19 protein-coding genes are annotated in these 23,796 nt (G+C 71.5%); 13 read left to right on the top strand and 6 right to left on the bottom strand.

Features of this window, described 5'->3' with window-relative positions:
- Positions 1–87 precede the first annotated feature (87 nt).
- Complete coding sequence (locus AB0A61_RS28380; protein WP_361298084.1) at positions 88–861, top strand: VOC family protein; 774 nt, start codon at positions 88–90, stop codon at positions 859–861.
- 110 nt (positions 862–971) lie between these two features.
- On the opposite strand, the gene AB0A61_RS28375 is transcribed toward AB0A61_RS28380, so the two are convergent.
- The 3 genes from AB0A61_RS28375 to AB0A61_RS28365 form a co-directional block, all read right to left on the bottom strand.
- Positions 972–2,195, bottom strand: a complete 1,224-nt coding sequence (locus AB0A61_RS28375; RefSeq protein WP_361298081.1) for a cytochrome P450 — start codon at positions 2,193–2,195, stop codon at positions 972–974.
- Positions 2,196–2,413: 218 nt separating this feature from the next.
- Positions 2,414–3,559 carry a hydrolase gene (locus AB0A61_RS28370; RefSeq protein WP_361298078.1) on the bottom strand — a complete coding sequence of 382 codons (1,146 nt, stop codon included), beginning with the start codon at positions 3,557–3,559 and terminating at the stop codon, positions 2,414–2,416.
- Positions 3,556–4,047 (bottom strand): SRPBCC family protein, encoded by a 492-nt coding sequence (locus AB0A61_RS28365; protein ID WP_361298075.1) that lies wholly within the window; start codon positions 4,045–4,047, stop codon positions 3,556–3,558. Before AB0A61_RS28365 ends, AB0A61_RS28370 begins: the two co-directional genes overlap by 4 nt.
- A gap of 320 nt (positions 4,048–4,367) precedes the next feature.
- On the opposite strand from AB0A61_RS28365, the gene AB0A61_RS28360 reads away from it, so the two are divergent.
- From AB0A61_RS28360 to AB0A61_RS28350, 3 genes are read left to right on the top strand one after another with little or no spacing between them, the layout of a single operon-like run.
- A complete protein-coding gene (locus AB0A61_RS28360; protein ID WP_361298072.1) occupies positions 4,368–5,153 on the top strand; it encodes an SDR family NAD(P)-dependent oxidoreductase in 786 nt (261 codons plus the stop codon).
- Positions 5,154–5,203: 50 nt separating this feature from the next.
- A complete protein-coding gene (locus tag AB0A61_RS28355; protein WP_361298069.1) occupies positions 5,204–5,737 on the top strand; it encodes a flavin reductase family protein in 534 nt (177 codons plus the stop codon).
- Positions 5,734–6,690 carry an MBL fold metallo-hydrolase gene (locus AB0A61_RS28350; protein ID WP_361298066.1) on the top strand — a complete coding sequence of 319 codons (957 nt, stop codon included), beginning with the start codon at positions 5,734–5,736 and terminating at the stop codon, positions 6,688–6,690. The genes AB0A61_RS28355 and AB0A61_RS28350 overlap by 4 nt, the downstream gene beginning before the upstream one ends.
- 67 nt (positions 6,691–6,757) lie before the next feature.
- On the opposite strand, the gene AB0A61_RS28345 is transcribed toward AB0A61_RS28350, so the two are convergent.
- The gene (locus AB0A61_RS28345) at positions 6,758–7,222 is read right to left on the bottom strand and encodes a nuclear transport factor 2 family protein (RefSeq protein WP_361298063.1); all 465 of its coding nucleotides are present in this window, start codon (positions 7,220–7,222) and stop codon (positions 6,758–6,760) included.
- Between the two features lie 108 nt (positions 7,223–7,330).
- Positions 7,331–9,010 carry a hypothetical protein gene (locus AB0A61_RS28340; protein WP_361298113.1) on the bottom strand — a complete coding sequence of 560 codons (1,680 nt, stop codon included), beginning with the start codon at positions 9,008–9,010 and terminating at the stop codon, positions 7,331–7,333.
- A 358-nt stretch (positions 9,011–9,368) separates the two neighbouring features.
- On the opposite strand from AB0A61_RS28340, the gene AB0A61_RS28335 reads away from it, so the two are divergent.
- The 5 genes from AB0A61_RS28335 (at position 9,369) to AB0A61_RS28315 (ending at position 13,303) form a co-directional block, all read left to right on the top strand.
- Complete coding sequence (locus AB0A61_RS28335) at positions 9,369–9,758, top strand: cell division protein SepF (protein ID WP_361298060.1); 390 nt, start codon at positions 9,369–9,371, stop codon at positions 9,756–9,758.
- 105 nt (positions 9,759–9,863) lie between these two features.
- Complete coding sequence (locus tag AB0A61_RS28330) at positions 9,864–11,060, top strand: ATP-binding protein (RefSeq protein ID WP_361298057.1); 1,197 nt, start codon at positions 9,864–9,866, stop codon at positions 11,058–11,060.
- Entirely contained in the window at positions 11,057–11,407 is a 351-nt protein-coding gene (locus tag AB0A61_RS28325; RefSeq protein WP_361298054.1) for a nucleotide pyrophosphohydrolase, read from the top strand. The genes AB0A61_RS28330 and AB0A61_RS28325 overlap by 4 nt, the downstream gene beginning before the upstream one ends.
- Positions 11,408–11,658: 251 nt before the next feature.
- Positions 11,659–12,129 (top strand): DUF6099 family protein, encoded by a 471-nt coding sequence (locus AB0A61_RS28320; protein WP_361298051.1) that lies wholly within the window; start codon positions 11,659–11,661, stop codon positions 12,127–12,129.
- A 250-nt stretch (positions 12,130–12,379) separates the two neighbouring features.
- Positions 12,380–13,303 (top strand): LLM class F420-dependent oxidoreductase, encoded by a 924-nt coding sequence (locus tag AB0A61_RS28315; protein ID WP_361298048.1) that lies wholly within the window; start codon positions 12,380–12,382, stop codon positions 13,301–13,303.
- 71 nt (positions 13,304–13,374) lie between these two features.
- On the opposite strand, the gene AB0A61_RS28310 is transcribed toward AB0A61_RS28315, so the two are convergent.
- Positions 13,375–13,932: a hypothetical protein gene (locus tag AB0A61_RS28310; protein ID WP_361298045.1), complete on the bottom strand. Its 558-nt coding sequence runs from the start codon at positions 13,930–13,932 to the stop codon at positions 13,375–13,377.
- 704 nt (positions 13,933–14,636) lie between these two features.
- On the opposite strand from AB0A61_RS28310, the gene AB0A61_RS28305 reads away from it, so the two are divergent.
- From AB0A61_RS28305 to AB0A61_RS28290, 4 genes are all read left to right on the top strand, one after another.
- Complete coding sequence (locus AB0A61_RS28305) at positions 14,637–18,746, top strand: NocE (protein WP_361298042.1); 4,110 nt, start codon at positions 14,637–14,639, stop codon at positions 18,744–18,746.
- Positions 18,747–18,808: 62 nt separating this feature from the next.
- A complete protein-coding gene (locus tag AB0A61_RS28300; protein WP_361298039.1) occupies positions 18,809–19,339 on the top strand; it encodes a hypothetical protein in 531 nt (176 codons plus the stop codon).
- A 154-nt stretch (positions 19,340–19,493) separates the two neighbouring features.
- Entirely contained in the window at positions 19,494–21,098 is a 1,605-nt protein-coding gene (locus AB0A61_RS28295; protein ID WP_361298036.1) for a 3' terminal RNA ribose 2'-O-methyltransferase Hen1, read from the top strand.
- Positions 21,095–23,659 carry a polynucleotide kinase-phosphatase gene (locus AB0A61_RS28290; protein ID WP_361298033.1) on the top strand — a complete coding sequence of 855 codons (2,565 nt, stop codon included), beginning with the start codon at positions 21,095–21,097 and terminating at the stop codon, positions 23,657–23,659. Before AB0A61_RS28295 ends, AB0A61_RS28290 begins: the two co-directional genes overlap by 4 nt.
- Positions 23,660–23,796: the final 137 nt, after the last annotated feature.

Below are 23,796 nucleotides of genomic sequence, written 5' to 3'. Positions count from 1 at the left end.
CGTCCGGGGCTCCAGGCCGCGCGGATACGGTCCACCCGTCCCTGACGTTTTTGCACCCACCCCCAACGCGACCTGGAAAGGCATGAGATGACGACGTTCGAGGCCGGAGCCCCCTGCTGGGTGGACCTGACCGTTCCCGACCTGGAGGCCGGCAAGTACTTCTACGGCGAGCTGTTCGGCTGGACCTTCGAGCCCGGCGCCGCCGAGTTCGGCCACTACACGCCTGCCCTGAAGGACGGCAGGAACGTCTCGGCCCTGGCCCCCGCCCAGGAGGGCGCCCCCGCCGCCTGGAACCTGTACTTCTCCACGCCCGACACCGAGGCCCTGGCCCGCCGTATCGGAGAGGCCGGCGGCAAGGTCGCCGCGGGCCCGTTCCCCATCGCCGACGCGGGCACCCTGCTGCTGGCCGTCGACCCCGGCGGAGCCGCCTTCGGCGCCTGGCAGCCGGGCACCCGGGCCGGCTTCGAGGTGCAGGGCGTCCCCGGCTCCTTCTTCTGGCCGGAGATCTACACCCGCGACAAGGAGACCGTCGACCCGTTCTACGAGTCGGTGTTCGGCTTCACCGGGCAGCAGATCTCCGAGGGCACCGAGTTCGACTTCAAGCTGTTCTTCCTGCCCGGCGCCCAGCAGCCCGTCGCGGGCCGTCTGCAGATGGGCCCGTTCATCCCGGCGGAGGTCCCGCCCCACGCGCTGGTCTACTTCTCCGTCGAGGACACCGACCTGGCCGCGGCGAAGGTCAGGGAGCTGGGCGGCAGCGTGACCCGCGAGCCGTCGGACAGCCCGTTCGGGCGCTCGGCGCTCGTCGCCGACGACCAGGGCGCGCGGTTCGCGGTCATGGGGCCGGTCAAGAACGCCGGCTGATCCGGCGGTGCGCGCGGGCATCCGCGCCGAAGCCGGCAGCGACAGCTGGTCCCGGTCACCCTCGCGGTGACCGGGACCAGCTGTCGCTGCCGGCTTCGGCGCCGGGCGGTTCAGTCCCCCCACACGACCGGGAGGCTGGTGAGCGTGTGGTTGATCTCGCCGGAGTGCCAGGGCAGTTCGCTCTCCGGCACGGCCAGGCGCAGGTCCGGGAAGCGGCGGACCAGGCCGTCCAGGGCGATCTCCATCTCCATCCGGCCCAGGTGCTTGCCCAGGCAGTAGTGGATGCCGTGCCCGAAGGAGATGTGGGGGTTGGGCGTACGGGCCAGGTCCAGCCGGGCGGCGTCGGGGAAGACGGTCTCGTCGCGGTTGGCGGAGGCGAGCGACAGCAGCACCGCGTCACCCTTGCGGATGGTCACGTCGCCGACCTCGATGTCCTCGGCCGCGATCCGCGGGAAGCCGGAGGTGTCGGTCGCGAACAGGTTGACGTGCCGCAGGAGTTCCTCGACGGCCGTGGGGATGCGGCCACGGTCCTCCACCAGCGACCGCCACTGGTCGCGGGCGTCCACCAGCAGCGCGAGCACCGAGTTGGCGAGCTGGTTCGCCGTGGTGTCGAATCCGGCGCCGATCAGCGTGAAGCCGAAGGTGACCAGCTCCGGTTCGCTGAGCCGGTCGTCGTTGTCGCGGGCCGCGATCAGCTCGGACAGCATGTCGTCGGCGGGATTGCCGCGCTTGTCGGCGATCAGTCCCACGATGTACTCGCTCAGCTTGGCCAGGCCGGCCAGCGACGCCTCACCGCCCGCCCGGTCGTCGACGGTGGCGAAGGCGCGGGCCCACTTCTCGAACGTCCGCAGATCCTGGGACGGAACGCCCAGCAGCTCGCCGATCACGGTCAGCGGCAGCGGCAGCGCGAGCTGCTGCACCAGGTCGACCGTGCCGCCCTTGGCCTGCATGTCGTCCAGCAGCTCGTCCGCGACCTTCTGCACGTTCGCCCGCATCCGCTCCACCCGGCGCAGGGTGAAGGCCCCGGCGACCAGTTTGCGCAACCGGGAGTGCTCGGGCGAGTCCAGTGAAATGATCATCTCGGGAGTGGTGTGCATCGTCCCGCCGATCCGGGGTGCGTGCGGTCCGCAGGCCAGGGCCCGGCTGAGCCGCGGGTCGGCCGACAGCCGGCGCACGTCGTCGTACCGGGTCACCAGCCAGGCGTCCACACCACCCGCGGTCGGCACCTTCACCACGGGCTGTTCGGCGCGCAGCCGCGCGTACTGCGGTGCGGGGCAGCGATAGGACGAGCCGGTGAAGGGAAAGACGTCCGACTCCGTCTGAGGGGCAGTCACGATGACACCTCCGCTTGGGTCACTACGGTCACGCCTCACCGTAGGAAGGGACGATGGAGGCGCGCTCGCCCCGCTCTCGACCTCGCCCCGGAGACCGCGGCACCTGCGAGAAGGGGGCGCCCGGGACCCTGTGGTCCCCGGCACCCCCTCCCCGTCTCCCGGCGCGTCCGGGGCCTCATCGACCCGGACGCGGCCCTTCCCGGGAACCCGAGGACCCCTCAGACCTCGGAGCCGAGCAGCACCGCCCCGTAGTTCTTGCGGGCGGCGGTGTCGTACTGGAGCGCGACATGGCTCGTCGCGGACGTGATGTCCCGCCAGAAGCGCTGCAGCGCGTGGCCCTCGCCCAGGCCGCCGGTGCCGGCCGCGCCGACCAGCAGGGCGACGGCCTCCTGCAGGAGCTCGGCGGAGAACGTGGCGTTGCGTTCGTTGCGCGCCATGGCCTCGGGAGTGAACTCGCGGGTGTCCAGGACCTGGGCGTTCTGGGCGACCAGGTGCCGGGCCGCGTCGATCCGGCCGGAGGCGCGCACCGCCTTCAGCTCGCCGGTCTGGTTGCGCCGCCTGCCGGTGAGGAGACCGGCGGTGGCCCCGAGCGCCCCGACGGCCGCGCCGACGACCGGGGCGATGAAGGTGAGCCCGCCCACCGCCTGGAAGGGCACGTTGTGGGAGGCGACGTCCGACGTGGCGTTGCGGCCGTACAGCATGTCCGCGCGGTCGAAGGACAGATGCTCCGGTACGAGCACGTCCTCGACCACGACCGTGTGACTGCCGGTGGCACGCATGCCGACGCTGTCCCACGTCTCGCGCACGGTGTACGTGCCGCGGGGCAGCGCGAAGAAGTGCATCCGGGGCGGCCCGTCGCCGTTGCCGCCGTCCACCGCGGCGCACACCAGGGCCCAGTGGGCGAAGTCGATCCCGCTCACGTAGGCCCACCGGCCGCTCAGCCGCCAGCCCTCGTCCGTCCGCCGCGCGCGGCCGGCCGGCATCAGGGCGGTGGCCACGACCGTGTCGGGGCCCTCGCCCCACAGCGCCTCGTGGCCCCGCTCGGGCAGATGGGCGGCGAACCGTGCCGAGTAGGCGCACAGCGAGGCGCACCACGCGGCGGCGGCACAGCCCTCGCCCACCGTGACGACCGACTCGGTCAGTTCGGCGAAGGAGCCCTCGGTGCCGCCCCACCGGGACGCCACGAAGTGGCGGGCGAACCCGGCCTCGCGCAGCGCGTCGACCACCTCGGGGGTCAGGGCGCGTGCGGCGTCGGCGTCCGCCGCGTGCCGGCCGGCGAGGTCGCGGGCCTTCTCCGCGGCCTGGCGCAGACCGGTGTCGGTGCGTATCTCGCCGCTGCCGCGGCCGACACTGGTGACGGTCATGACCGGTCCCCGTTCCCGATGGCCCGGGCGAACAGCTCCAGGGTCTCGCCGGGGCTGGGACCGTCCAGCGCCTTGAAGATCCGCTCGGCGCCCTCTCCGTGCTTGTCCAGCCTGACGTGGGCGAGTGTCACGCGGGTGCGCCGGGCGTCGACGGGCTCGAAGTCGACCTCGATCTCGCTGGCCCGCTCGTCGTCGTCGATGGACTGCCAGTTGGGGTCGATGCGCCAGGTCATGGCGAGCCGGCGGCCCGGCTCCCACTCCAGCACCCGGCCCCAGGTCTTCTCGTTGCCGTCCACGTCCCACTCGTAGTAGCGGCCTCCCACGCCCGGTTCGAAGGCGAGTCCGGCCCGCTCCTTCCTGACCAGCACATGGGACGGCGGCCACCAGTCCTTGGGCCGCTCGGTGAAGACGGCGAAGCACTCCTTCGGGGTGGCCGCCACGGTCACCGACTTCCGTACGTCGGGCAGGTTCTGCGGTTGTTCGGGCACGGGGCCTCCTCGCTCGGTCTCGCCGGGTGTCTCCGGGGGTTTCCCGGTGCCGGGTGTCCCGGCCGGGCCCCGGGTGCCCGGTGTCCCCCGGGGTCCCCGGGCGCGGCGGGGAACGCCGACCACGCTCGCCCCCGCCACTAGGTCCCGCGTCGAGCACGGCTGGAGGGCCCCCGAGCACGGCGGGAGGGCCGGCCCCGGGCACCGCTGGGGGGCCGGGCCCGAGCACCGCTCCATCCCTCGTCGACCCGGGACCGAGGCGGCGCCGTCACGGTCGTTGCCGAACCGCCGGGCAGAAGTCGACGACCGAACGGGAGAGCACCATGACAGACGCGGTACGACGGGTGGCGTTCGTCACCGGCGCCACCAGCGGGATCGGGCTCGCGGTGACCGAGCTGCTGGCCCGCCGGGGTGTCGCCGTCTTCGGCGTGGCGCGCGGCGAGGAGAGCGTGCGCACCGTGGTCAAGCGGCTGCGGAAGGAGGGCCTGGAGGTGGACGGCACCGTGTGCGACGTCACCTCGGTCGAGGCGATCCGCACCGCCGTACGGGCCGCCGTGGACCGGTACGGACGCATCGACATCCTGGTGAACAACGCGGGCCGGGGCGGCGGCGGTGTCACCGCCGAACTGGAGGACTCGCTCTGGGACGACGTGATCGAGACCAACCTCAACGGAACCTTCCGGGTGACCCGTGAGGTGCTGAGCACCGGCCGGATGCGCGAGGGCGACTGGGGCCGGGTCATCAACATCGCCTCCACCGGCGGCAAGCAGGGCGTGGAGCTGGCCGCGCCCTACTCGGCGTCCAAGCACGGGGTGATCGGCTTCACCAAGGCGGTGGGCAAGGAGCTCGCGAAGACCGGCATCACGGTGAACGCCGTGTGCCCGGGGTACGTCGAGACGCCGATGGCGCAGCGGGTGCGCCAGGGCTACGCGGGCCACTACGGCGTCAGTGAGCAGGAGATCCAGGAGAAGTTCAACGCGAAGATCCCGCTGGGCCGTTACAGCACCCCGGAAGAGGTCGCGGGCCTGGTCGGCTATCTGGCCTCCGACCTCGCCGCGTCCATCACCGCGCAGGCGCTGAACGTCTGCGGTGGCCTCGGCAACTACTGAGAACCCCGGCAACAACCCACTCGTGGAAGCGAAGAGACGGAGCACCGGACATGACAGCTGCAGGCGCAGTGCTCACCGAACCCGACGTGGCCGCGTTCCGGTCCGCGATGGGCCGGTTCCCCACCGGTGTCGCCCTGCTGACGCAGGGCAGCGCCGACGACACGATCGTGATGACGCTGAACAGTCTGACCTCGGTGTCCCTCGCCCCTCTGCTCCTTCTGATCTCCGTCAAGGCCGACGGCCGGATGCGCCCGCGCATCTCGCGGGCCGGGAGCTTCGCGGTGAACGTGCTGACGGAGCGGCAGCGGGACCTGGCGCAGGAGTTCTGCCGGCCGGACCGCTCGGAGGGCCAGGCCGCGATGCTGCGCCTGGCCGCGGTCGAGGGAGTCACCGGCAACGCGGTGATCCCGGCGGCGGAGACGTACTTCGAGTGCGTCCTGGACGCCGAGCACACGGCGGGTGACCACACCTTGCTGATCGGCCGGGTGGTGGCCCTGTCGGACGGCACGGCCGGCCCCGACCCGCTCGTGTTCCACCAGGGCCGCTTCGGCCGGCTGCCGGTCCCGCGGCCGGAGGCGGCGTGACCGGGGACGGAATCACCGGGGTGGCCGCAGCAGCAGTCGCACAAGGGGCCGGTGGCCGGGGCACGCTGGAACGTGTGGCGGACGGGGTGTACGCCTTCGTCCAGCCGGACGGCGGCTGGTGCCTGAACAACGCGGGTGTCGTGGTCGGCGAGGGCCTGACCGTCGTGGTCGACACGGCGGCCACCGAGAGCCGCGCCCGGCGGCTGCGGGCGGAGGTGGAACGGGTCGCCCCCCAGGGGGCCGACTATGTGGTCAACACCCACTTCCACGGCGACCACACCTTCGGCAACGGGCAGTTCGTGCCGCGCGCCGTGGTCGTCGCGCACGAGGGCACCCGCGCCGACTCGGCCGAGGCGGGCCTTGGCCTGCGTCAGTTGTGGCCGGACGTGGAGTGGGGCGAGACCCCGCTGGTACTGCCGACGCTCACCTTCACCGACTCCCTCACCCTGCGGGCCGGGGATCTGCGGGTGGAACTGCTCCATGTGGGGCCGGCCCACACCGCGAACGACGTGGTGGCCTGGATACCGGAGCGCTCGGTGCTGTTCACCGGGGACGTCGTCTGGTCCGGGGTGACGCCGTTCGTCCTGTTCGGCACGGTCTCCGGTTCGCTGCGGGCACTGGACCGGATGCGGTCGCTGCGTCCGCGGACGGTGGTGCCGGGGCACGGCCCGGTGGGCGGCACGGAGCTGCTCGACGCCACCGAGGAGTACCTGCGCCGGCTCCGGCGGCTCGCGGAGGAGGGCGCCCGCGACGGGCTGACCCCGCTGCAGACGGCGCGCCGTTCGGGACCGGGTCCGTACGCGGGCCTCGTCGACCCCGAACGCCTGGTGGGCAATCTGCACCGGGCGTACGCGGAGCTGGACGGGCTGGCGCCGGGGGCGCGGATGGACGTGCTGACGCCGTTCCAGGAGATGGCGGAGTACCACGGCGGACTGCCCGCCTGCCACGCCTGAGTGCCACCGCAAGAGGAAGGGGCCCCGCTCGTGGGGCCCCTTCCCTCGTCGCGGCCGTCCGGTCACGTCAGGAGGCGGCGACGGGCTGTGCGGCCGGGGCGTCACGGTGGATGACCCGGGACCGGGTCAGCAGCCGGCCGTCGCGCCGTACGAGCTCGTCCTCGACGGTGAAGGTGGGCTGGAAACCGACCCTGCCCTCGCGGTCGACCTGCGTGACGAGGGTGTAGTAGGAGACCCGCAGCACGTCGGCGTCCGCGGGGTCGGTCTCGATCAGCAGGTGCCCGAACCAGTGCCGGACGGCCATGTCCTGATAACGCGGCAGGTTCGCCCGCATGCCGGCGATCATCTCCGCGCGCCCCCGCTGCCGCTGCCCTCCCGCGTGCACCACCTCCCCGTCGTCGGTGAAGGTGTCGGCGAACCCCTCGATGTCGAGCGAGTCCACCCGCCGCATCTGCAGTGCGTAGAAGGTCTGCACCTCGGCGTAGAGGTCCCCGCTGACCTGGTGCGGCAGCGTCCCGACCGGCTGAGACATGAGTACTCCTTCCGAGCGCCGCCCCGGTGGCCGCCCTCGCCCCCAGGCTGCCCGACCCGGCCTGCAGCCCCGCTGGAGACTCACTCGCTGCGCCGCGCGGACGCCCTCTCAGCCGCTCTTCGGCACCGTCAGCCGTACGTCCCGACTGGACAGTGTCTGCGGGTCGGGTGTGAAGGCGCGCAGGCGGACGCGGACGCCGGGGCGCGGAACGGCGAACCGCCCGTCGGGCGCCCGGAGTTCGATACGGGCCGTGCTGTGCGCGGGGATGGTGGCGGGCCCCCGCACGAGGGACCAGAACTTGCCCATGCCCTGGCCCGTGGTGAGCATGAAGTGCGGCGTGAGCGCGCTGCCGCCGGTGTTGGTGACCTGAAGACTCAGCCGTGTGACATGGGCGGCGGAGGACGGCTGCACCGCCGTGAGCCGCATGTCCAGCGGGGGCTCGCCCGTCGCGGCGACCGTCGCGCTGACCAGCGTGGGCACGGCCAGCAGGACGACCGCGGCGATCCGGGCCGGCCGCCGGTACGGCCCGGACAGCGGACGTGGACGCGGCTGCCACGCCCCGGCGAACTCCGCAGCGGGCGCGGTGATCGCGGCCGCCGGCCACAGCGGGGTCATCATCAGGTAGTAACCGTCCTGGGAACGGGTCGCCACGAAGAAGGCGCACCAGGGCAGGACGGCCGCCGCCGGGCCGAGACGCCGTACGAAGAGCACGAACACGGCCAGCAGGGCCGCGGCCAGCAGCAGGCTGGCGTGCCCGTACCAGTCCAGACGGTCGCTGCCGTCGGTGAAGTACAGCGAGATGTCCACCAGGCCCTGCCCGTGCAGCACCGCGCCCTGCGTCAGCGGCAGCGCGATGCCCTCCAGCCAGGTGTCCGGCTCGTGCACGACGAAGTAGACGTTGATCAGCAGCCATACGGCGACCGCGACGCCCAGGACCCGCAGGACGACCAGCGCGGCCCGGCGGCCGCCCAGTTCACCGCGGCGCACGGCGTAGACCCCGGTGAGCAGGAACGGTGCCAGGAACCAGGGGAGTTGCTGCGCCGCACAGGCCGCGCCCAGACACGCGGCGCGCGCGAGGCCGGCCGGGCCGAGCCGCCCGCCCTGTCCGAGCCGCGGCCAGCGCACCACCACCGGAATCAGCAGCGCCAGGGCGAGGATCGCCGGGTAGCCCTGCCGGCCGTACGTGGGCAGGAACCCGAAGCCGAGGCACACCATGGTCGCCGCCGACCGCCACGGCGCCGGGAGCATCCGCCACAGCACGACCGTGCCGACGACGAGCGCGCCGGTGGCCACCGCCGTCGCCGGTGCGCCGTCGTGCCCCAGCCGGAGCAGCGGCGCGGTCAGCAGCACCGCCAGCGGGGGATAGCCGTAGGTGAAGTCGTAACCGCCGTACACCGTCGGGGTCAGCGCGATGCCGTGGTCCCGGAAGAGCCAGGGCCACGGCTGCCCGTAGACCACATGACCGGCCACCAGCTCCTTCGCCGCCTGGGTGGTGAGGACCGCCTCGTCGGTGCCCGAGTGGTTCATGGCCCACGCGCACAGGGCGAGCGTCACGCCCGTCACGAGCACGCACAGGTCCAGGCGGGCCAGCGACCTCGCCCGCCGGACCACCAGGGCCAGCACCGCGCAGACCAGGATCGAGGCGTAGCAGAGCGAGACGGCCGCGGCCACGGCGAGGCGGTGCGAGGCGGCCTGTGACCACACCGACCGGGTGCCGATGAACAGACTGATGTCGGCGAGCAGAGTGAGGATGCGGTGCCACTGAGCGGGTGCCTCCGGGACGGACATCGCCTGCGGTGCTCGCCGGCCCGGTGTCACCAGCTGCTGTTCTGCCAAGTGCACGGCACGGGACGCTATGGGTGGCCGGTGACCGGAACATGGCCGGAAGTGAAGAATCCGGTGTGAGTGAGGTAACAAGCCTCGTACGGGCATGAACCGGATCAAGGTCACCTCGGGGGTGTTCCGCACATGTCCTGTCATGGCGGGCCGGGATCGCTGGGCGATTGGCTCGCCGGTGCGCGGCGATCGTGGCCGGAATAACGGGAAGAGTCCGTCGCACATCGTGTCGCTGTTGGGCCGAACGGGTGACATGGCGTAAGAATTGGCTGGTGCAGGCGATGAGTACGAGTCAGGTCGGGGGGAGCCGGTGAACAGCCACGACGTCACCGATGAACAGTGGGAGGGGCTCGCCCAGGTCGTGCCGTTGCGGGGCCGGGACGCCTGGCCGTCCGCCGTCGACCACCGCGTGCTGCCGGACGCCGTCACGGAGACCCGGCGTCGCTTCGTCGTCCTCAGGGTCAACGTGTTCGCGGACGCCCGCGACGTCGCCGAGACGCTGATGGCGGGCGTGCCCGTGCTGCTCGACCTCACCGGCGCCGAGACGGAGGTCGCCAAGCGGGTCCTGGACTTCAGCACCGGCGTCGTCTTCGGCCTGGCCAGCGGGATGCACCGGGTGGACCGCAACGTGTTCCTGCTCACGCCGCCCGGCACCGAGGTCAGCGGACTGATGGAGGGGGCGGCGGTGCCCGGCGCATGAGCCGGTCCGCCCGGGTGCTCCGGTGGCGGCGGGTCGTCCCCCGATCGTAGGAAGGCTCCCCGGGCGGAACGGTTCCGCCCGGGACCGGCGCCCTACGGTCCGGATATGACCGTGTCAGCCGCGTCCGCCGCGTCCGCCCCGTCCGCTACGGAATCCCCCTCTCCCGGGGGCGACCGGTGCCATGAGCACTCGGACCGCCCGAGCGTCACCGAGCTGCGGCTGTCCGCCTTCGCCGCGCACCGTCGCGCGGTCCTCCCGCTCGGACCGCTCACCCTCGTCGCTGGGCCCAGCGGCAGCGGCAAGAGCAGTGCGCTGCGCGCCTACGAGGCCCTGGCCCGGCTGGGCGGCGGTGCCGAACTCGGCGAGGTCTTCCCGGACCCGGTCGCCTGCGTACCCGAGCGCGCCCGGCCCGACGCGCAGCGCCGCCGGGGCTTTCGCATCGGCTGTACTGCGGACGGCCCCGAGGGCCGGGTCCGCCTGGACCTCGCCGTTCAGGCGGAGCCCGAGCTGCGCGTCGTGGGCGAGCGGCTGACCTCCGGCGGGCTGGTCCTGCTGGAGACCGCACTGCGCGACCCGGGGCGGCGCACCGTGCAGGCCGCCTGGCACACGGCCGGCTCGTCCCCGGTGACCCGGGCGCCGCTGCCCGACGACCGGCTCGGCACCGCGCTGCTGCCGCTGCGGGTCGCCGGGAAGACCGACGGACAGCTGCGGGTCCTCGCCGCCGCCGAGCAGATGGTGGTCGCCCTGCGCTCGGTGTTCGCCTGCGACCCGCTGCCGGGCCGGATGCGTGAGCCCGTGCCCCTCGGGGCCGGTCGGCTGCTGCGCGGCTGCGACAACCTCGCCGACGTGCTGTGGCGCACCCGTACCGAGTGCGGGCGGCGGCACGCCCTGCTCGTGGAGGCGGTGCGCGCCGGATGCGCCGGACCGGTGGCCGACGTGCTCGCCGAGCCCGTGGACGACGGTCGGGTACGGGCGGTGCTCGAGCGCGGGGGCGGTGTGCGCACGGGGTTCGAGCGGCTCGGGGACGGCGAACTGCGGTACGCGGCACTGGCGCTGGTGCTGCTGACCGGGCCGGGGGTGCTGGAGGCCGACCCGGCGGGCGAGGTGCCCGCGGCCCTGCAGGCGCTGACGGTGATCGCCGACGGATTCGACCGGGGGCTGGACCCGCGGCAGCGGGCGGAGCTGCTGCGGTGGGCGGCGCGGATGTGCGGCCGCGGACACATCCGGCTCGTCGCGGCGGTGAGCGACGCGTCCTGGGCCGCCGGGGTGCCTGGGGCGGCAGTGGTAGACCTGGTGCCGTGACAGAGGACTCCGAACATCCGGACCTGGCCGGGCTCCAGCGGCGGCTGGCCGACTTCGCGGCCGCCCGGAACTGGCAGCCGTACCACACCCCGAAGAACCTCGTGGCCGCGCTCAGCGTGGAGGCGTCCGAACTGGTGGAGATCTTCCAGTGGTTGACGCCCGAGGAGTCGACCCGTGTGATGGCCGACCCGCAGACCGCGCACCGGGTGACGGACGAGGTCGCGGACGTCCTCGCCTACCTGCTGCAGCTGTGCGAGGTGCTCGGGGTCGACCCGCTGGCCGCGCTGAACGCGAAGATCGACCGCAACGAGCGCAGGTTCCCGCCGCCGGGGGAGCCGGACGCCTAGCGCGTGGTCCGCCGGACACGCCCCAATGGCGCCCCGCTGATGCCGGGAGGGGAGCCACGGGGGAGGGCCCAGGCGGAGTAATTGGGTCCGTTATCACTCTCCGAAGTCGTTCAGCTGTCCGCAACCGATTTGTTGTCCGCAGATTTCCGTCTTCCTCTGGCTTTTCGTCCCACACACCTTCACTCTGGGTAGTGACCAACGGAGTTCGGGCGGACGTGCGACGAGCACGTCGGGAGAGACGGGGGCAGCGCATGGAAGCGGTGCGGCTCATCCTGGCGAGCAGACGTGCTCTGGCGGGGAGTGGTGGTGGCCCCGAGACCCTGGCGGAGGTGTGGCAGGCCCAGGCCCTGGCCCAGGCGATCGGCAGCCGGCTCGCGGTCTCCGGACCGCCCGAACTGCGCGGCGAGGCCCTGGGGCTGACGGAACTGGCGGGCCGCGGCTGCGGCGTCCTGGACGCGCCGGATCTCGATCCCGGGGACTTACGGGCGGCGCAGCTCACCGGACTGGAGGACGCCCGTCAGGCCCTGCTGTGCCTGGGCGGCCTGCTCGGCGAGGTCGGCATCGCCCTCGTCGGCATCGCCAGCTCCGCCGCCGACGAGAGCACGTACTGGCAGTGCATGGAGGCGATCGACGCGGCGGACGAGTCCAGGGACCGGGTCCGCGAGATGCTGCGCAAGCTCGCTGCCCGCGAGGAGGCGCTACCGGAGCGGGAGGCCGGTTAGGGGGTGTCGTTCGGATCACTGCGGGTCCGCGACGCCTGGCACGGCACCTCGCCGCGTTGTCGCATCACCCGAATACGTCCAGTACACGGGTCATGCTCCGCCTTGCGAGGCACCGCACCATGCGCCGCGGCCTGATCCGCGGTGATCCGAACGACACCCCCTGGCCCCCCGTCCTGCGGATGCCGCCGACACGGCGGTGGCAGCGGGTGCAGGTGGGGCCCACCGGCACCCTGGCGTGCAGGATGGGGACATGGATCTTCGCATCTTCACCGAGCCCCAGCAGGGGGCCACCTACGACACCTTGCTCGCCGTGGCCAAGGCCACCGAGGACCTGGGCTTCGACGCCTTCTTCCGCTCGGACCACTATCTGCGCATGGGCAACGTGGAAGGGCTGCCCGGCCCCACCGACGCATGGATCACCCTCGCCGGACTGGCCCGTGAGACCAGGCGCATCCGCCTGGGCACGCTGATGACGGCCGGTACCTTCCGGCTGCCCGGAGTGCTTGCCATCCAGGTCGCCCAGGTCGACCAGATGTCCGGCGGTCGCGTCGAACTGGGCCTGGGAGCAGGCTGGTTCGAGGAGGAGCACAAGGCGTACGGCATCCCCTTCCCGAAGGAGAAGTTCGCCCGTCTGGAGGAGCAGCTGGCCATCGTCACCGGCCTGTGGGCGACGGAGGTCGGCAAGACCTTCGATTTCCACGGCGCCCACTACGAGCTCACCGGGTCGCCCGCGCTGCCGAAGCCGGCGCAGGCGAAGATCCCGGTGCTGATCGGCGGGCACGGGGCGAGTCGCACCCCGAGGCTCGCCGCCCGGTACGCCGACGAGTTCAACATGCCGTTCGCCTCGATCGAGGACAGCGAGCGCCAGTTCGGCCGGGTCCGCGCCGCGGCCGAGGAGGCCGGCCGCCGGGCCGACGACCTGACGTACTCCAACGCCCTCGTGGTCTGCGTCGGCAGGAACGACCAGGAAGTAGCCCGCCGCGCCGCCGCCATCGGCCGCGAGGTCGACGAACTGAAGACCAACGGATTGGCCGGCTCCCCGGCGGAGGTCGTCGACAAGATCGGCCGCTACGCCGGGATCGGCTCCCGGCGGATCTACCTCCAGGTGCTGGACCTCACCGACCTGGACCACCTGGAACTGGTCTCGTCCCAGGTGCAGTCGCAGCTGTCCTGACCCCGGTCCCCGGCGCGCGCACCACGGCCGGCCGGGTCATCCCGCCGGCCGGCCGTGGTGCGCGGTGTGCGTCAGTCGCAGGGGGTGGCGTCGCGGACGGCGTCGATGATCGCCGGTCCTGCGATGCCGTCCCACATGATGGCCGTCACCTTGGAGCAGAACACGTAGGAGTGGTCGCCCTCGATCTTGACCGGGCCCGCGTAATTGGTGAACAGGCCCTGGTCGGTCTTGCACAGGCTGGCGTCGGTCCGGTTGGGACACAGCTTGAGCTTCATCTTCATGCCGCCGGGCATGTTGTTGTCGAAGACGGCACAAGCGCCCGAGAAGCCCTGGCTGTTGGACTTGGTGTAGGTGAACAGGGTGCCGTAGCGGCGCGAGTCGGGAAGCCGCTCGGCGTTGAAGAGCGTGTAGCCGGAGCCGCACAGGGTGGCGGTGGCCTGGACGGCGTTCGGCTTCTTGGCGGCGATGGCCTTCGTCTGGGCGGAGGCGTTCGCGGCGAACTGCACCGTGGTGCCCGGAACCTTGAGCGCGTCGGCGGTGGGCGTCGCGGCGGTGGCCGCGGGCGTCGCGAAGGCGGTGGCGAGCAGCGCGGCACCGGCGGCCAGGCCGCGTATGAGCGCACGAGACATGGTGGAGATCCCCCTTGTTGTGAAGCCTGAAATTCCGCGCAGGCGTGTGCAGTTGCACAGCGGCGGAGGAGTGGTCGGGGCAACCGTACCCTGCTGCTGACTCTTACTCAGGTCGTACAGGTGTGCCGTGCGTCACGTGTGATGGAGCTGTGAAAGGAGTGATGACACGGACGGTAAAGGAATGGTAGGTTCTCTGCGACCACAAAAACCGAACACCGGTTCTCAATGCGCGCTTTTCACGGGGGATCGCTGCGCTATGTCTCAGAACTTCTTTCGCATCGCCGTGCCGCCCGCCGGACGCACCACGTCCGGCCTGACCGCGCCGCCGACCATCACCGGCGACCGCCGGCTTCGTGCCGCCGCCGCCCTTTTCTTTGCTCACGACATCGCGTTCGCATCGCGGGCAACGTAGAGACGAAGTCCGCGTGAACAAGGTGTCCGTCTGACGCTCGGCCCCAGCACCTGGCGTCCGCCTGACGTCATGCCGACCCTCGGGCCGGGCCAACAGCACCGCACACGCGGCGATTCTCCCTTCACATCAAGAGCAGCTGCAGAGCTGTGATCGGCGCGACCGTTGCGCCGCCGCCCGCACCTGCTCCTCCCTCAGGCTCCGCTCCCGCTGCCGTCCTCACCCTTCCGCCGGTAGCGGCGCGGCTGCGCGCCGGAACATCCGGAGCGCCCAACTCTCAGGAAAGAGACCCCACTTGAAACGCAACGCCATGCTTCGGCGTGCGCGGATACCCGTGACGGCGGCCATCACCATGGCCCTGTCCACCGGTGCCGCCACGACCCAGGCATTCGCTGCGGCTCCGCCGCACGCGGCGGCCGACGGGTGGTCGGCCCCGATCACCCGGGACACCGGCGCCAAGCCCGGCGACCAGCCCCGCGCCGTCCCCGCGGCCCAGCGCGCAGCAGTCCTCGGCAAGGGCTACAAGCAGTCCTCCGACCAGGCATTCACCACCTCCGGTGACGGCACCGGCTTCCACGTCCTGATCGCGGACAAGAAGGACGGATACGCCTGGAAGACCGCCGCGACGCTGTCGGAGCCCGGCTTCGACACCGACGCGTGGATCGGCAACGCCTGCCTGACCGAGTCCGGAAGGTACGCGGCGGTCGCCTACGCCCCGCGCACCTTCACCAACAAGCCCGAGCTGATGACGCGCGGAGCGTTCACCGCCGTCGTCAACCTGGCCGACGGACGCGTCACCAAGCTGCCCTTCCAGGCCACGCTGAGCTACTTCTCGCCCGGCTGCGGCGAGGGCGACCAGGCCGTGTTCACCGCGCTGACCGACGACGGGTCGGCGAAGAACCAGACCCGCCTGGTCACCGTCGACGCCAGGACCGGCAAGACCGGGAGCAAGCAGACGGTCACCGGACAGGTCACCTCGGCCGTCCCGACCGCACAGGGCGTCGTCGCCGCCGCCGGAAACCACATCGTCTCCGTCAGGGGCAGCGAGGTCCGCAGCGTCGCGACGACCAAGTCCTGGCCGTTCCAGCTGAAGGCCGACGCCGACGGAGGCGTCACCTTCATCGACGCGGCCCCCGGGGCGCCGAAGGGGCGCAGCGCCGTGGCGGCGGCCGGGAACACGGCCACGGTCTCGCGCGTCAGCGCCGACCAGATCAAGAAGGCCGACGGCAGGAGCAAGCCCGCCGGCCTCGCCGAGGGCAGGCTCGACCAGTTCGACCTCACCTCCACCCCCGCGGGCCAGGTGTACGTGACCGGCAAGGCCGGACTCACCTCGCGCTCGGCGGCCGGGCTGCTGCACAACCCCGGCGGAATCGCCAAGGACGCACAGGTCTCCAGCCGGGGACAGGCCGTCGTCACCTCCCGCTGGGCCGACGGCAAGGACTCCCGGATCCGTCCGGAGGAGGCCCTCGAGGCCCGCACCGTCCGTACGACGGTGAAGACCCTGGACACCCGCAAGACGGTGGTCCTGGACGCTCCTCCCGCCCTTGACTACGTGGGCGGTCAGAAGGAGATGACGCAGGGAACGCAGACCAGCCCGGTTCTGCTCGCCCAGGGCGCCAAGACCGTGGGCGGGTCGCGGGTGGCGGCGAACGACACCGTCGACGCCGACCGCTACTGTGCGGTGCCGCGCAACGACCCCAGGAAGCAGGCGTTCCAGCCCACCCCGCGTCAGGTCGAGTGGGCCGTCGACCAGGCCATCGTCGGCACGCTCAACAAGGGTGCCACGCGGCCGGCGAACTGGAAGAACACCGGGATGGCGGCCTACGCGCCGCAGACGCTGTTCCCCCTGGCGCCGCTCGCGGGCGGCTCCGGCGCCGACTGGCACGTGCCCGCGCAGGTGATGCTCGGCATCACGGCACAGGAGTCGAACATGTGGCAGGCCGCCAGGATCGCCGTGCCCGGCGTGACGGCGAACTCGCTGATCGGCAACTTCTACGGCATCAAGTACGCCGCGAGCGGCCAGCAGCAGGACCCGTGGGCGGTCAACTTCGAAAAGGCCGACTGCGGTTACGGCATCACACAGGTCACCGACGGCATGCGGCTGCCGGGCCACCTGAAGGACGGCGAGAAGGCCAAGACCCCGGTTCAGCAGGAGGCCATCGCGCTGGACTACGCGGCGAACATCGCCGCCGGTGTCAATGTCCTCATCGGGAAGTGGAACGACACTCGCAACGACGGCCTGGTCATCAACGACGGCAGTCCCAAGTACATCGAGAACTGGTTCTACGCCCTGTGGGCGTACAACGCCGGGTACTACCCCAAGTCCAAGCCGGTGAACGGCAAGTGGGGTGTGGGCTGGACCAACAACCCGGCCAACCCGCTGTGGAAGGAGAACCGGACCCCGTTCCTGGAGAACGCCGAGGGCAAGGACGACTACAGCCAGGCCGCACACCCGCAGGACTGGCCGTACGAGGAGAAGGTGATCGGCTGGGCCGCCCGCCCCATCTCCGCCATGTTCAAGCCGGGTGACATGGAGCCCGGCTACCGGGCCGCCTGGTGGAACAAGCCCGACGCCCGCACCTCGGCCAAGCCGCCGATCTTCGACTTCTGCGGTCCGTCGAACGACTGCGTACCGTCGAAGATCAGTGAGGGCGCCTCCAACGACGACGGCAAGGGTCCGTGCGCACTGCCCGGTGACCCGCACAGCGACAACCCGCTGTACCTGAAGTGCTGGTGGAACCAGCCGGTGAAGTGGAAGGACTGCACCACCGAGGCCCGGTGCGGCAACCCGGTGCACCGCTTCGACGACACCTACCCCGAGCAGCCCGACGAGAACTCCTACCCGCCGCGCTGCAACAGCGGACTGCCGTCCGGATCCCTGATCGTGGACGACCTGCCCAACGGCACCGTGCCGGCCGGATCCACCGGACGGACCTGCACCGTCAGCTCCGACGGCTCTTTCCAGTTCACCTTCGCGGGCGAGAACGGCAAGTACCCGTCCAAGATCGACCTGCACCAGATCGGCGCCGGCAACAACAACCACTTCTGGCTGGGCCACACCCGCTGGCTGGTGACCGCCGACGGCAAGAGGCTGTTCATCTCCGGCAAGTGGACGCTGAACAGCAGCAAGCGCGGCTGGATGCGCGTCTTCGTGCACATGCCGGACCATGGTGCCCACACCCGGCAGGCCGCCTACGACATCGGCGGCACCGACTCCACCTCGCACGTACGCGTGCAGCCCCAGCGGATCGGTCAGAACAAGTGGGTCGACCTGGGCGTCTTCAACTTCGTCGGCACCCCGACGGTGACCCTCTCCACCGACACCGACGACGGCTTCGGCGACGAGGACATCGCCTGGGACTCGGTGGGCTTCCAGCCGCTGTCGGCCAAGCCGAAGGACTTCGTCGTCGCCATGGGCGACTCGTACTCCTCGGGTGAGGGCGCCTCCGAGGGCAACCGGGACTACTACCCGGAGACCAACTACTACGACAAGCAGAACCCCAAGACCCGTGACGCCTGCCACCGCTCCACCCAGGCGTGGTCCCGCCAGGCGACGATCCCGGGCCGGTCGAAGTCCATCGGCGCCCTGGCCGACGACTACGGCTCCGCCATGGACTACCACCTGATCGCCTGCTCCGGCGCCCGCACCTACAACGTGGTGCACGAGGGGGAGGTGCAGTCCAACGGTGGTGAGAAGCCGCAGATGGACAAGGGCTACCTGGACCAGAACACCACCCTGGTCACCATCTCCATCGGCGGCAACGACGCTCGCTTCGCCAACGTCATCCAGAAGTGCCTGACCGCGATCAACGGCGGCAACTGCAAGGACAAGACGTTCGAGCTGGGCGACGAGGACGCGTCCGTCGGCGGCCGGGACCACCAGTTCAACGGCCAGACCCTGGAGCAGGCGGAGACCGGCATCATCGACCAGATCGTCCGGCCGGACATCGTCAAGGTCCTCACGGAGATCCACGAGAGGGCCCCGCACGCGAAGATCGCGCTCATGGGCTACCCGCCGCTGATCGAGAACCGCGGTGAGTGCCTGAGCATCACGGTCCCCGGAATCGGCCAGATCGGCCTGTCCGCCTCCTCGTCGGACTGGCTCAACAGCGTGGCCGGCGTGCTGGCGAACGCGATGCAGAAAGCCGCGGACGACGCCAAGGCCAAGGGCATCGAGGTCTCGTTCTCCGACCCGAAGCAGAACTTCGCGGGCAAGGCCGTGTGCGGCGACCCGGAATCCGTCCACGGCATCGTCAAGACGCTCGTGGACTCCGACGAGCCGAAGTGGGACTACCCGATCGTGGACAAGTTCGGCCTGTCCGCCCAGTCGTTCCACCCGAAGATCGGCGGCGCCCGCCTCTACGCCGACTCCCTGGAGCGCACCTTCACCGGCATGGGCCTGTAGCCCTGCCGTCGACCAGGGGCCCCGGATCCTCGGGGCCCCTCCCAAAGGAACGGAAGACACTCATGAGGAAGCTTCTGCACACCACGGTCGCCGGTGGCGCTGCCGCCGCCGCACTCGTCGCCCTGGCCGCCGCGCCGGCCTCGGCGGCGAGCTCGGACTCCCAGTTCGACGTGACGTTCCCCGACAAGAGGCCCCAGACCCAGTACTACGTCCAGAACTCCGCGAGCCTCAACTCCCAGACCGGGAAGGTGACCGGAAAGTCGGTCATGAGCTGGCAGATCCTCGACGACCAGGTCATCGACAACTCGAAGCGGTACACCAGCTTCAAGATCACCACGCGCATCGAGGAGCGCCTGACCAAGACCAGCGAGGACCACGTCGTCACGACCAAGACGTGCGACCTGACCAAGCTGGTCAACGACAACTACACGTGGTTCCAGCAGGAGGACGTCAACACCTGCGTCGCGCCCTCCACCCTGTACGACGGTGAGGTGTGGTGGTCGACGGACTCGACGGTCGTCTACGACATCGAAGGCGACGGCAAGGGCCCGGTCACCAAGGAACTCACCGGTTCGCCCCTGCTCCACGGCTGACACCCCCACAGGTACCGGGTCCTGAGCACTTCCGCCCAGGACCCGGGCCCGCCCTCCCCAGCGGCCCGGTCCCTGACCGAGCCCTGATTCCGCACGGCCGGAATGCGGGCGAAAAGCAGTGGTCACAGGCCCGGCGGACCGGAACACTCGGGGCATGTTCCTGACGATCAGCACCACCGGCACGCCGGAACGCCCGGCGACCGACCTCGGGTTCCTGCTGCACAAGCATCCCGACAACGCGCAGGCGTTCTCCACCTCCTACGGCCGGGCGCACGTCCTCTACCCCGAGGCGGACGCCGAGCGCTGCACTGCGGCGCTGCTGCTGGAGGTGGACGCGGTGGCACTGGTCCGGCGCGGCAGGGGCAAGGGCCGCGGCGGAGCACCCGACGCGGCGCTCGCCCAGTACGTGAACGACCGCCCGTACGCGGCCTCCTCACTGCTCGCGGTGGCGGTCAGCAGCGTGTTCTCCAGCGCGATGCGGGGCGTGTGCAAGGCCAGGCCCGAGCGCGCCGCTCAGCCACTGCCCCTGCGCATCGAGGTGCCCGCGCTGCCCGCCCGTGGCGGCCCGGGCCTCGTGCGCCGGCTCTTCGAGCCGCTCGGCTGGTCGGTGACCGCCGAACCGGTGCCGCTGGACACCGAGTTCCCGCAGTGGGGCGACTCGCGCTACGTCCGGCTGGGGCTGACGTCCTCCGCTCTCACCCTGGCTCAGGCCCTGCGCCACCTGTACGTCCTGCTGCCCGTCCTGGACGACGCCAAGCACTACTGGGTCTCCCCCGACGAGGTCGACAAGCTGCTGCGGGCCGGCGAGGGGTGGCTGCCCGGCCATCCGGAACACAAGCTCATCGCCAGCCGCTACCTGTCGCGGCGCTGGTCGCTGACCCGCCAGGCGATGGAACGTCTGGAGCTCGTGCGGCTGGCCGAGACCGACGACAGCGAGGTCGAGGAGATCGACAACGCGGTCGGGGAGGAGTCCGAAACCGGGACCGGGACCGAGGAGGAGAACGGGACCGAGGAGCGGCCGACGCCGCTCGCCGTGCAGCGCAGGGACGCGATCGTCGCGGCGCTGCGGCGGTCCGGCGCCGCCCGTGTGCTCGATCTCGGCTGCGGCCAGGGTCAGTTGGTGCAGGAGCTGGTCAGGGACGTGCGCTTCACGGAGATCGTGGGCGTGGACGTGTCGATGCGGGCGCTCACCCTCGCGGCCCGGCGCCTGAAACCGGACCGCATGGGGGAGCGGCAGGCCGCACGCGTGCACCTGTTCCAGGGGTCGCTCGTCTACACCGACAAGCGGCTCAAGGGCTACGACGCCGCCGTGCTCAGCGAGGTGATCGAGCACCTCGACCTGCCCCGCCTCCCGGCCCTGGAGTACGCGGTGTTCGGCTTCGCCCGCCCCCGCACGGTCCTGGTGACCACCCCCAACGTCGAGTACAACGTCCGCTGGGAGTCCCTCCCGGCCGGTCACACGCGGCACGGCGACCACCGCTTCGAGTGGACTCGCGAGGAGTTCCGCGCCTGGGCCGGGGCGGTGGCCGAACGGCACGGCTACGAGGTCGCGTTCACACCGGTCGGCCCGGACGACCCCGAGGTCGGCCCACCCACGCAGATGGCCGTCTTCACCAGGACAGACACCAACGACAGGACCAACGGCACCAACGACAGGACCAACGGCACCAACGACAGGACCAGCGGCACCGACGACAGGACCAGCGGCACCGACGACAAGACCAACGGCACCAACGACAAGGAGGCGAAGGCAGCATGACCGGGACCGGCACCGGGCGCGTCCTGCCCGTCACCGACCTCTCCCTCGTCGTCCTCGTCGGCGCCTCCGGCTCGGGCAAGTCCACCTTCGCCCGACGCCACTTCAAGCCCACCGAGGTCATCTCCTCGGACTTCTGCCGCGGTCTGGTCTGCGACGACCAGAACGACCAGAGCGCCACCGGTGACGCCTTCGACGTGCTGCACTACATCGCGGGCAAGCGCCTGGCCGCGGGGCGCCGCACGGTGGTGGACGCCACCAGCGTGCAGCAGGACGCCCGCCGGCAGCTGATCGACCTGGCCAGGAAGCACGACGTGCTGCCCATCGCCATCGTGCTCGACGTGCCCGAGGAGGTGTGCGCCGCACGCAACGCGGCCCGTACCGACCGGGCGGACCTGCCCCGCCGGGTGATCCAGCGGCACACGCGCGAACTGCGGCGCTCCCTGCGTCACCTGGAGCGTGAGGGCTTCCGCAAGGTCCACGTGCTCCGGGGAGTGGACGAGGTGGAGAACGCCTCGGTGGTCACCGAGAAGCGCTTCAACGACCTCACCCACCTCACCGGGCCGTTCGACATCATCGGCGACGTGCACGGCTGCGCCGCCGAACTCGAGGCACTCCTCGGCAAGCTGGGCTACACCGACGGCGTGCACCCGGACGGCCGCACGGCGGTCTTCGTCGGCGACCTCGTCGACCGCGGCCCGGACACCCCGGGCGTGCTGCGCAGGGTGATGTCGATGGTGAGCACGGGCAACGCGCTGTGCGTGCCCGGCAACCACGAGAACAAGTACAGGCGTTACCTCAAGGGCCGCAAGGTCCGGCACACACACGGCCTGGCCGAGACGGTCGAGCAGATGGAGGACGAGAGCGAGGAGTTCAGGCAGCAGGTACGGGAGTTCATCGACGGGCTCGTCAGCCACTACGTCCTCGACGGCGGCCGGCTGGTCGTGTGCCACGCCGGTCTGCCGGAGAAGTACCACGGCCGCACCTCCGGCCGGGTGCGCTCGCACGCGCTGTACGGCGACACCACCGGGGAGACCGACGAGTTCGGCCTGCCGGTGCGCTACCCGTGGGCGGAGGACTACCGGGGGCGGGCGGCCGTGGTCTACGGCCACACCCCGGTCCCGGAGGCCACCTGGCTGAACAACACCATCTGCCTGGACACGGGCGCGGTCTTCGGCGGCAGGCTGACCGCGCTGCGCTGGCCGGAGCGGGAGCTGGTCGACGTACCGGCCGAGCGGGTGTGGTACGAGCCGGCCAGGCCGCTGCGCACCGAGGCACCCGGCGGGCACCACGGGCGTCCGCTGGACCTCGGCGACGTGCACGGCCGCAGGGTGGTGGAAACCCGGCACGCGGGACGGATATCGGTCCGCGAGGAGAACGCGGCGGCCGCGCTGGAGGTCATGAGCCGCTTCGCGGTGGACCCGCGCCTGTTGCCGTACCTGCCGCCCACGATGGCCCCGACGGCGACCTCGCACGTCGAGGGCTACCTGGAGCACCCGGCGGAGGCGTTCGCCCAGTACGCGCAGGACGGGGTCGCCCGGGTGGTGTGCGAGGAGAAGCACATGGGCTCGCGGGCGGTGGCGCTGGTGTGCCGGGACGCGGAGGCCGCACGCAGACGGTTCGGTGCGGACGGTCCCACCGGCTCCCTCTACACCCGCACCGGCCGTCCCTTCTTCGACGACCCCACGGTCACCGAGGAGATCCTCGCCCGGCTGCGCACCGCGATCACCGAGGCCGGCCTGTGGAGCGAACTCGCCGCGCCCGGCGACGCTTCCGGCGAGGCGGACTGGCTGCTGCTCGACGCCGAGCTGATGCCGTGGTCGCTGAAGGCCTCCGGGCTGCTGCGGACCCAGTACGCGGCCGTGGGCGCGGCCTCGGGATCGGTGTTCCCGGATGCCGTCGCCGCGCTGGAGGGCGCGGCGGCCCGCGGTGCCGACGTCACGGATCTGCTCGCCCGCCAGCGCGAGCGGGCCTCGGACGCCGCCGCGTTCACCGCCGCGTACCGCCGTTACTGCTGGACCACCGACGGCCTGGACGGCGTCCGGCTGGCGCCGTTCCAGATCCTGGCGGCCCAGGGGCGCAGCCTCGCCGCCCTGCCGCACGACGAGCAGCTCGCCCTGCTCGACCGCCTGGTCGAGCACGACGGCACCGGACTGCTGCAGACCACCCGCCGCCTGTATGTCGACACCGCCGACCCGGAGTCGGTGCGGGCGGGCGTCGACTGGTGGCTGGAGATGACCGGCCGCGGCGGCGAGGGCATGGTCGTCAAGCCCCTCGGCGCCCTGGTCCGCACCGAGCAGGGGCGCCTGGTCCAGCCCGGCATCAAGTGCCGCGGTCGTGAGTATCTGCGGATCATCTACGGCCCGGAGTACACCCGCCCGGACAACCTCGCCCGGCTGCGGCAGCGCTTTCTGAACCACAAGCGGTCGCTGGCGGTCCGTGAGTACGCCCTCGGTCTGGAGACCCTGGACCGGCTGGCCGACGGCGAACCGCTGTGGCGGGTGCACGAGGCGGTGTTCGCGGTGCTGGCGCTCGAGTCGGAGCCGGTGGATCCGCGGTTGTGAGGCTCCGTACCGATCGATTCCGGTCAGGTTCGTTCCCCAGGTCGCGAACCTGGCCGGACGTCGGGGTTGCGATCCCACTCGTCCCTGGTTAACCGCTGGTTGCCGTGCTAACTTCGCTGGTCGGTCAAGCAGGTGTA

It is taken from the genome of Streptomyces sp. NPDC046197 (genome assembly GCF_040646295.1).
In the GTDB taxonomy this organism is placed as follows: domain Bacteria; phylum Actinomycetota; class Actinomycetes; order Streptomycetales; family Streptomycetaceae; genus Streptomyces.
This window is presented reverse-complemented; position numbering and strand designations above follow the sequence as displayed.

What these genes read in the sequence shown, in the direction of transcription:
- AB0A61_RS28380 (WP_361298084.1), top strand. Translation starts at nt 88, where the DNA reads ATGACGACGTTCGAGGCCGGAGCCCCCTGCTGGGTGGACCTGACCGTT.
- AB0A61_RS28370 (WP_361298078.1), bottom strand. Translation starts at nt 3,559, where the DNA reads ATGACCGTCACCAGTGTCGGCCGCGGCAGCGGCGAGATACGCACCGAC.
- AB0A61_RS28360 (WP_361298072.1), top strand. Translation starts at nt 4,368, where the DNA reads ATGACAGACGCGGTACGACGGGTGGCGTTCGTCACCGGCGCCACCAGC.
- AB0A61_RS28355 (WP_361298069.1), top strand. Translation starts at nt 5,204, where the DNA reads ATGACAGCTGCAGGCGCAGTGCTCACCGAACCCGACGTGGCCGCGTTC.
- AB0A61_RS28345 (WP_361298063.1), bottom strand. Translation starts at nt 7,222, where the DNA reads ATGTCTCAGCCGGTCGGGACGCTGCCGCACCAGGTCAGCGGGGACCTC.
- AB0A61_RS28340 (WP_361298113.1), bottom strand. Translation starts at nt 9,010, where the DNA reads ATGTCCGTCCCGGAGGCACCCGCTCAGTGGCACCGCATCCTCACTCTG.
- AB0A61_RS28330 (WP_361298057.1), top strand. Translation starts at nt 9,864, where the DNA reads ATGACCGTGTCAGCCGCGTCCGCCGCGTCCGCCCCGTCCGCTACGGAA.
- AB0A61_RS28320 (WP_361298051.1), top strand. Translation starts at nt 11,659, where the DNA reads ATGGAAGCGGTGCGGCTCATCCTGGCGAGCAGACGTGCTCTGGCGGGG.
- AB0A61_RS28315 (WP_361298048.1), top strand. Translation starts at nt 12,380, where the DNA reads ATGGATCTTCGCATCTTCACCGAGCCCCAGCAGGGGGCCACCTACGAC.
- AB0A61_RS28310 (WP_361298045.1), bottom strand. Translation starts at nt 13,932, where the DNA reads ATGTCTCGTGCGCTCATACGCGGCCTGGCCGCCGGTGCCGCGCTGCTC.
- AB0A61_RS28300 (WP_361298039.1), top strand. Translation starts at nt 18,809, where the DNA reads ATGAGGAAGCTTCTGCACACCACGGTCGCCGGTGGCGCTGCCGCCGCC.
- AB0A61_RS28295 (WP_361298036.1), top strand. Translation starts at nt 19,494, where the DNA reads ATGTTCCTGACGATCAGCACCACCGGCACGCCGGAACGCCCGGCGACC.
- AB0A61_RS28290 (WP_361298033.1), top strand. Translation starts at nt 21,095, where the DNA reads ATGACCGGGACCGGCACCGGGCGCGTCCTGCCCGTCACCGACCTCTCC.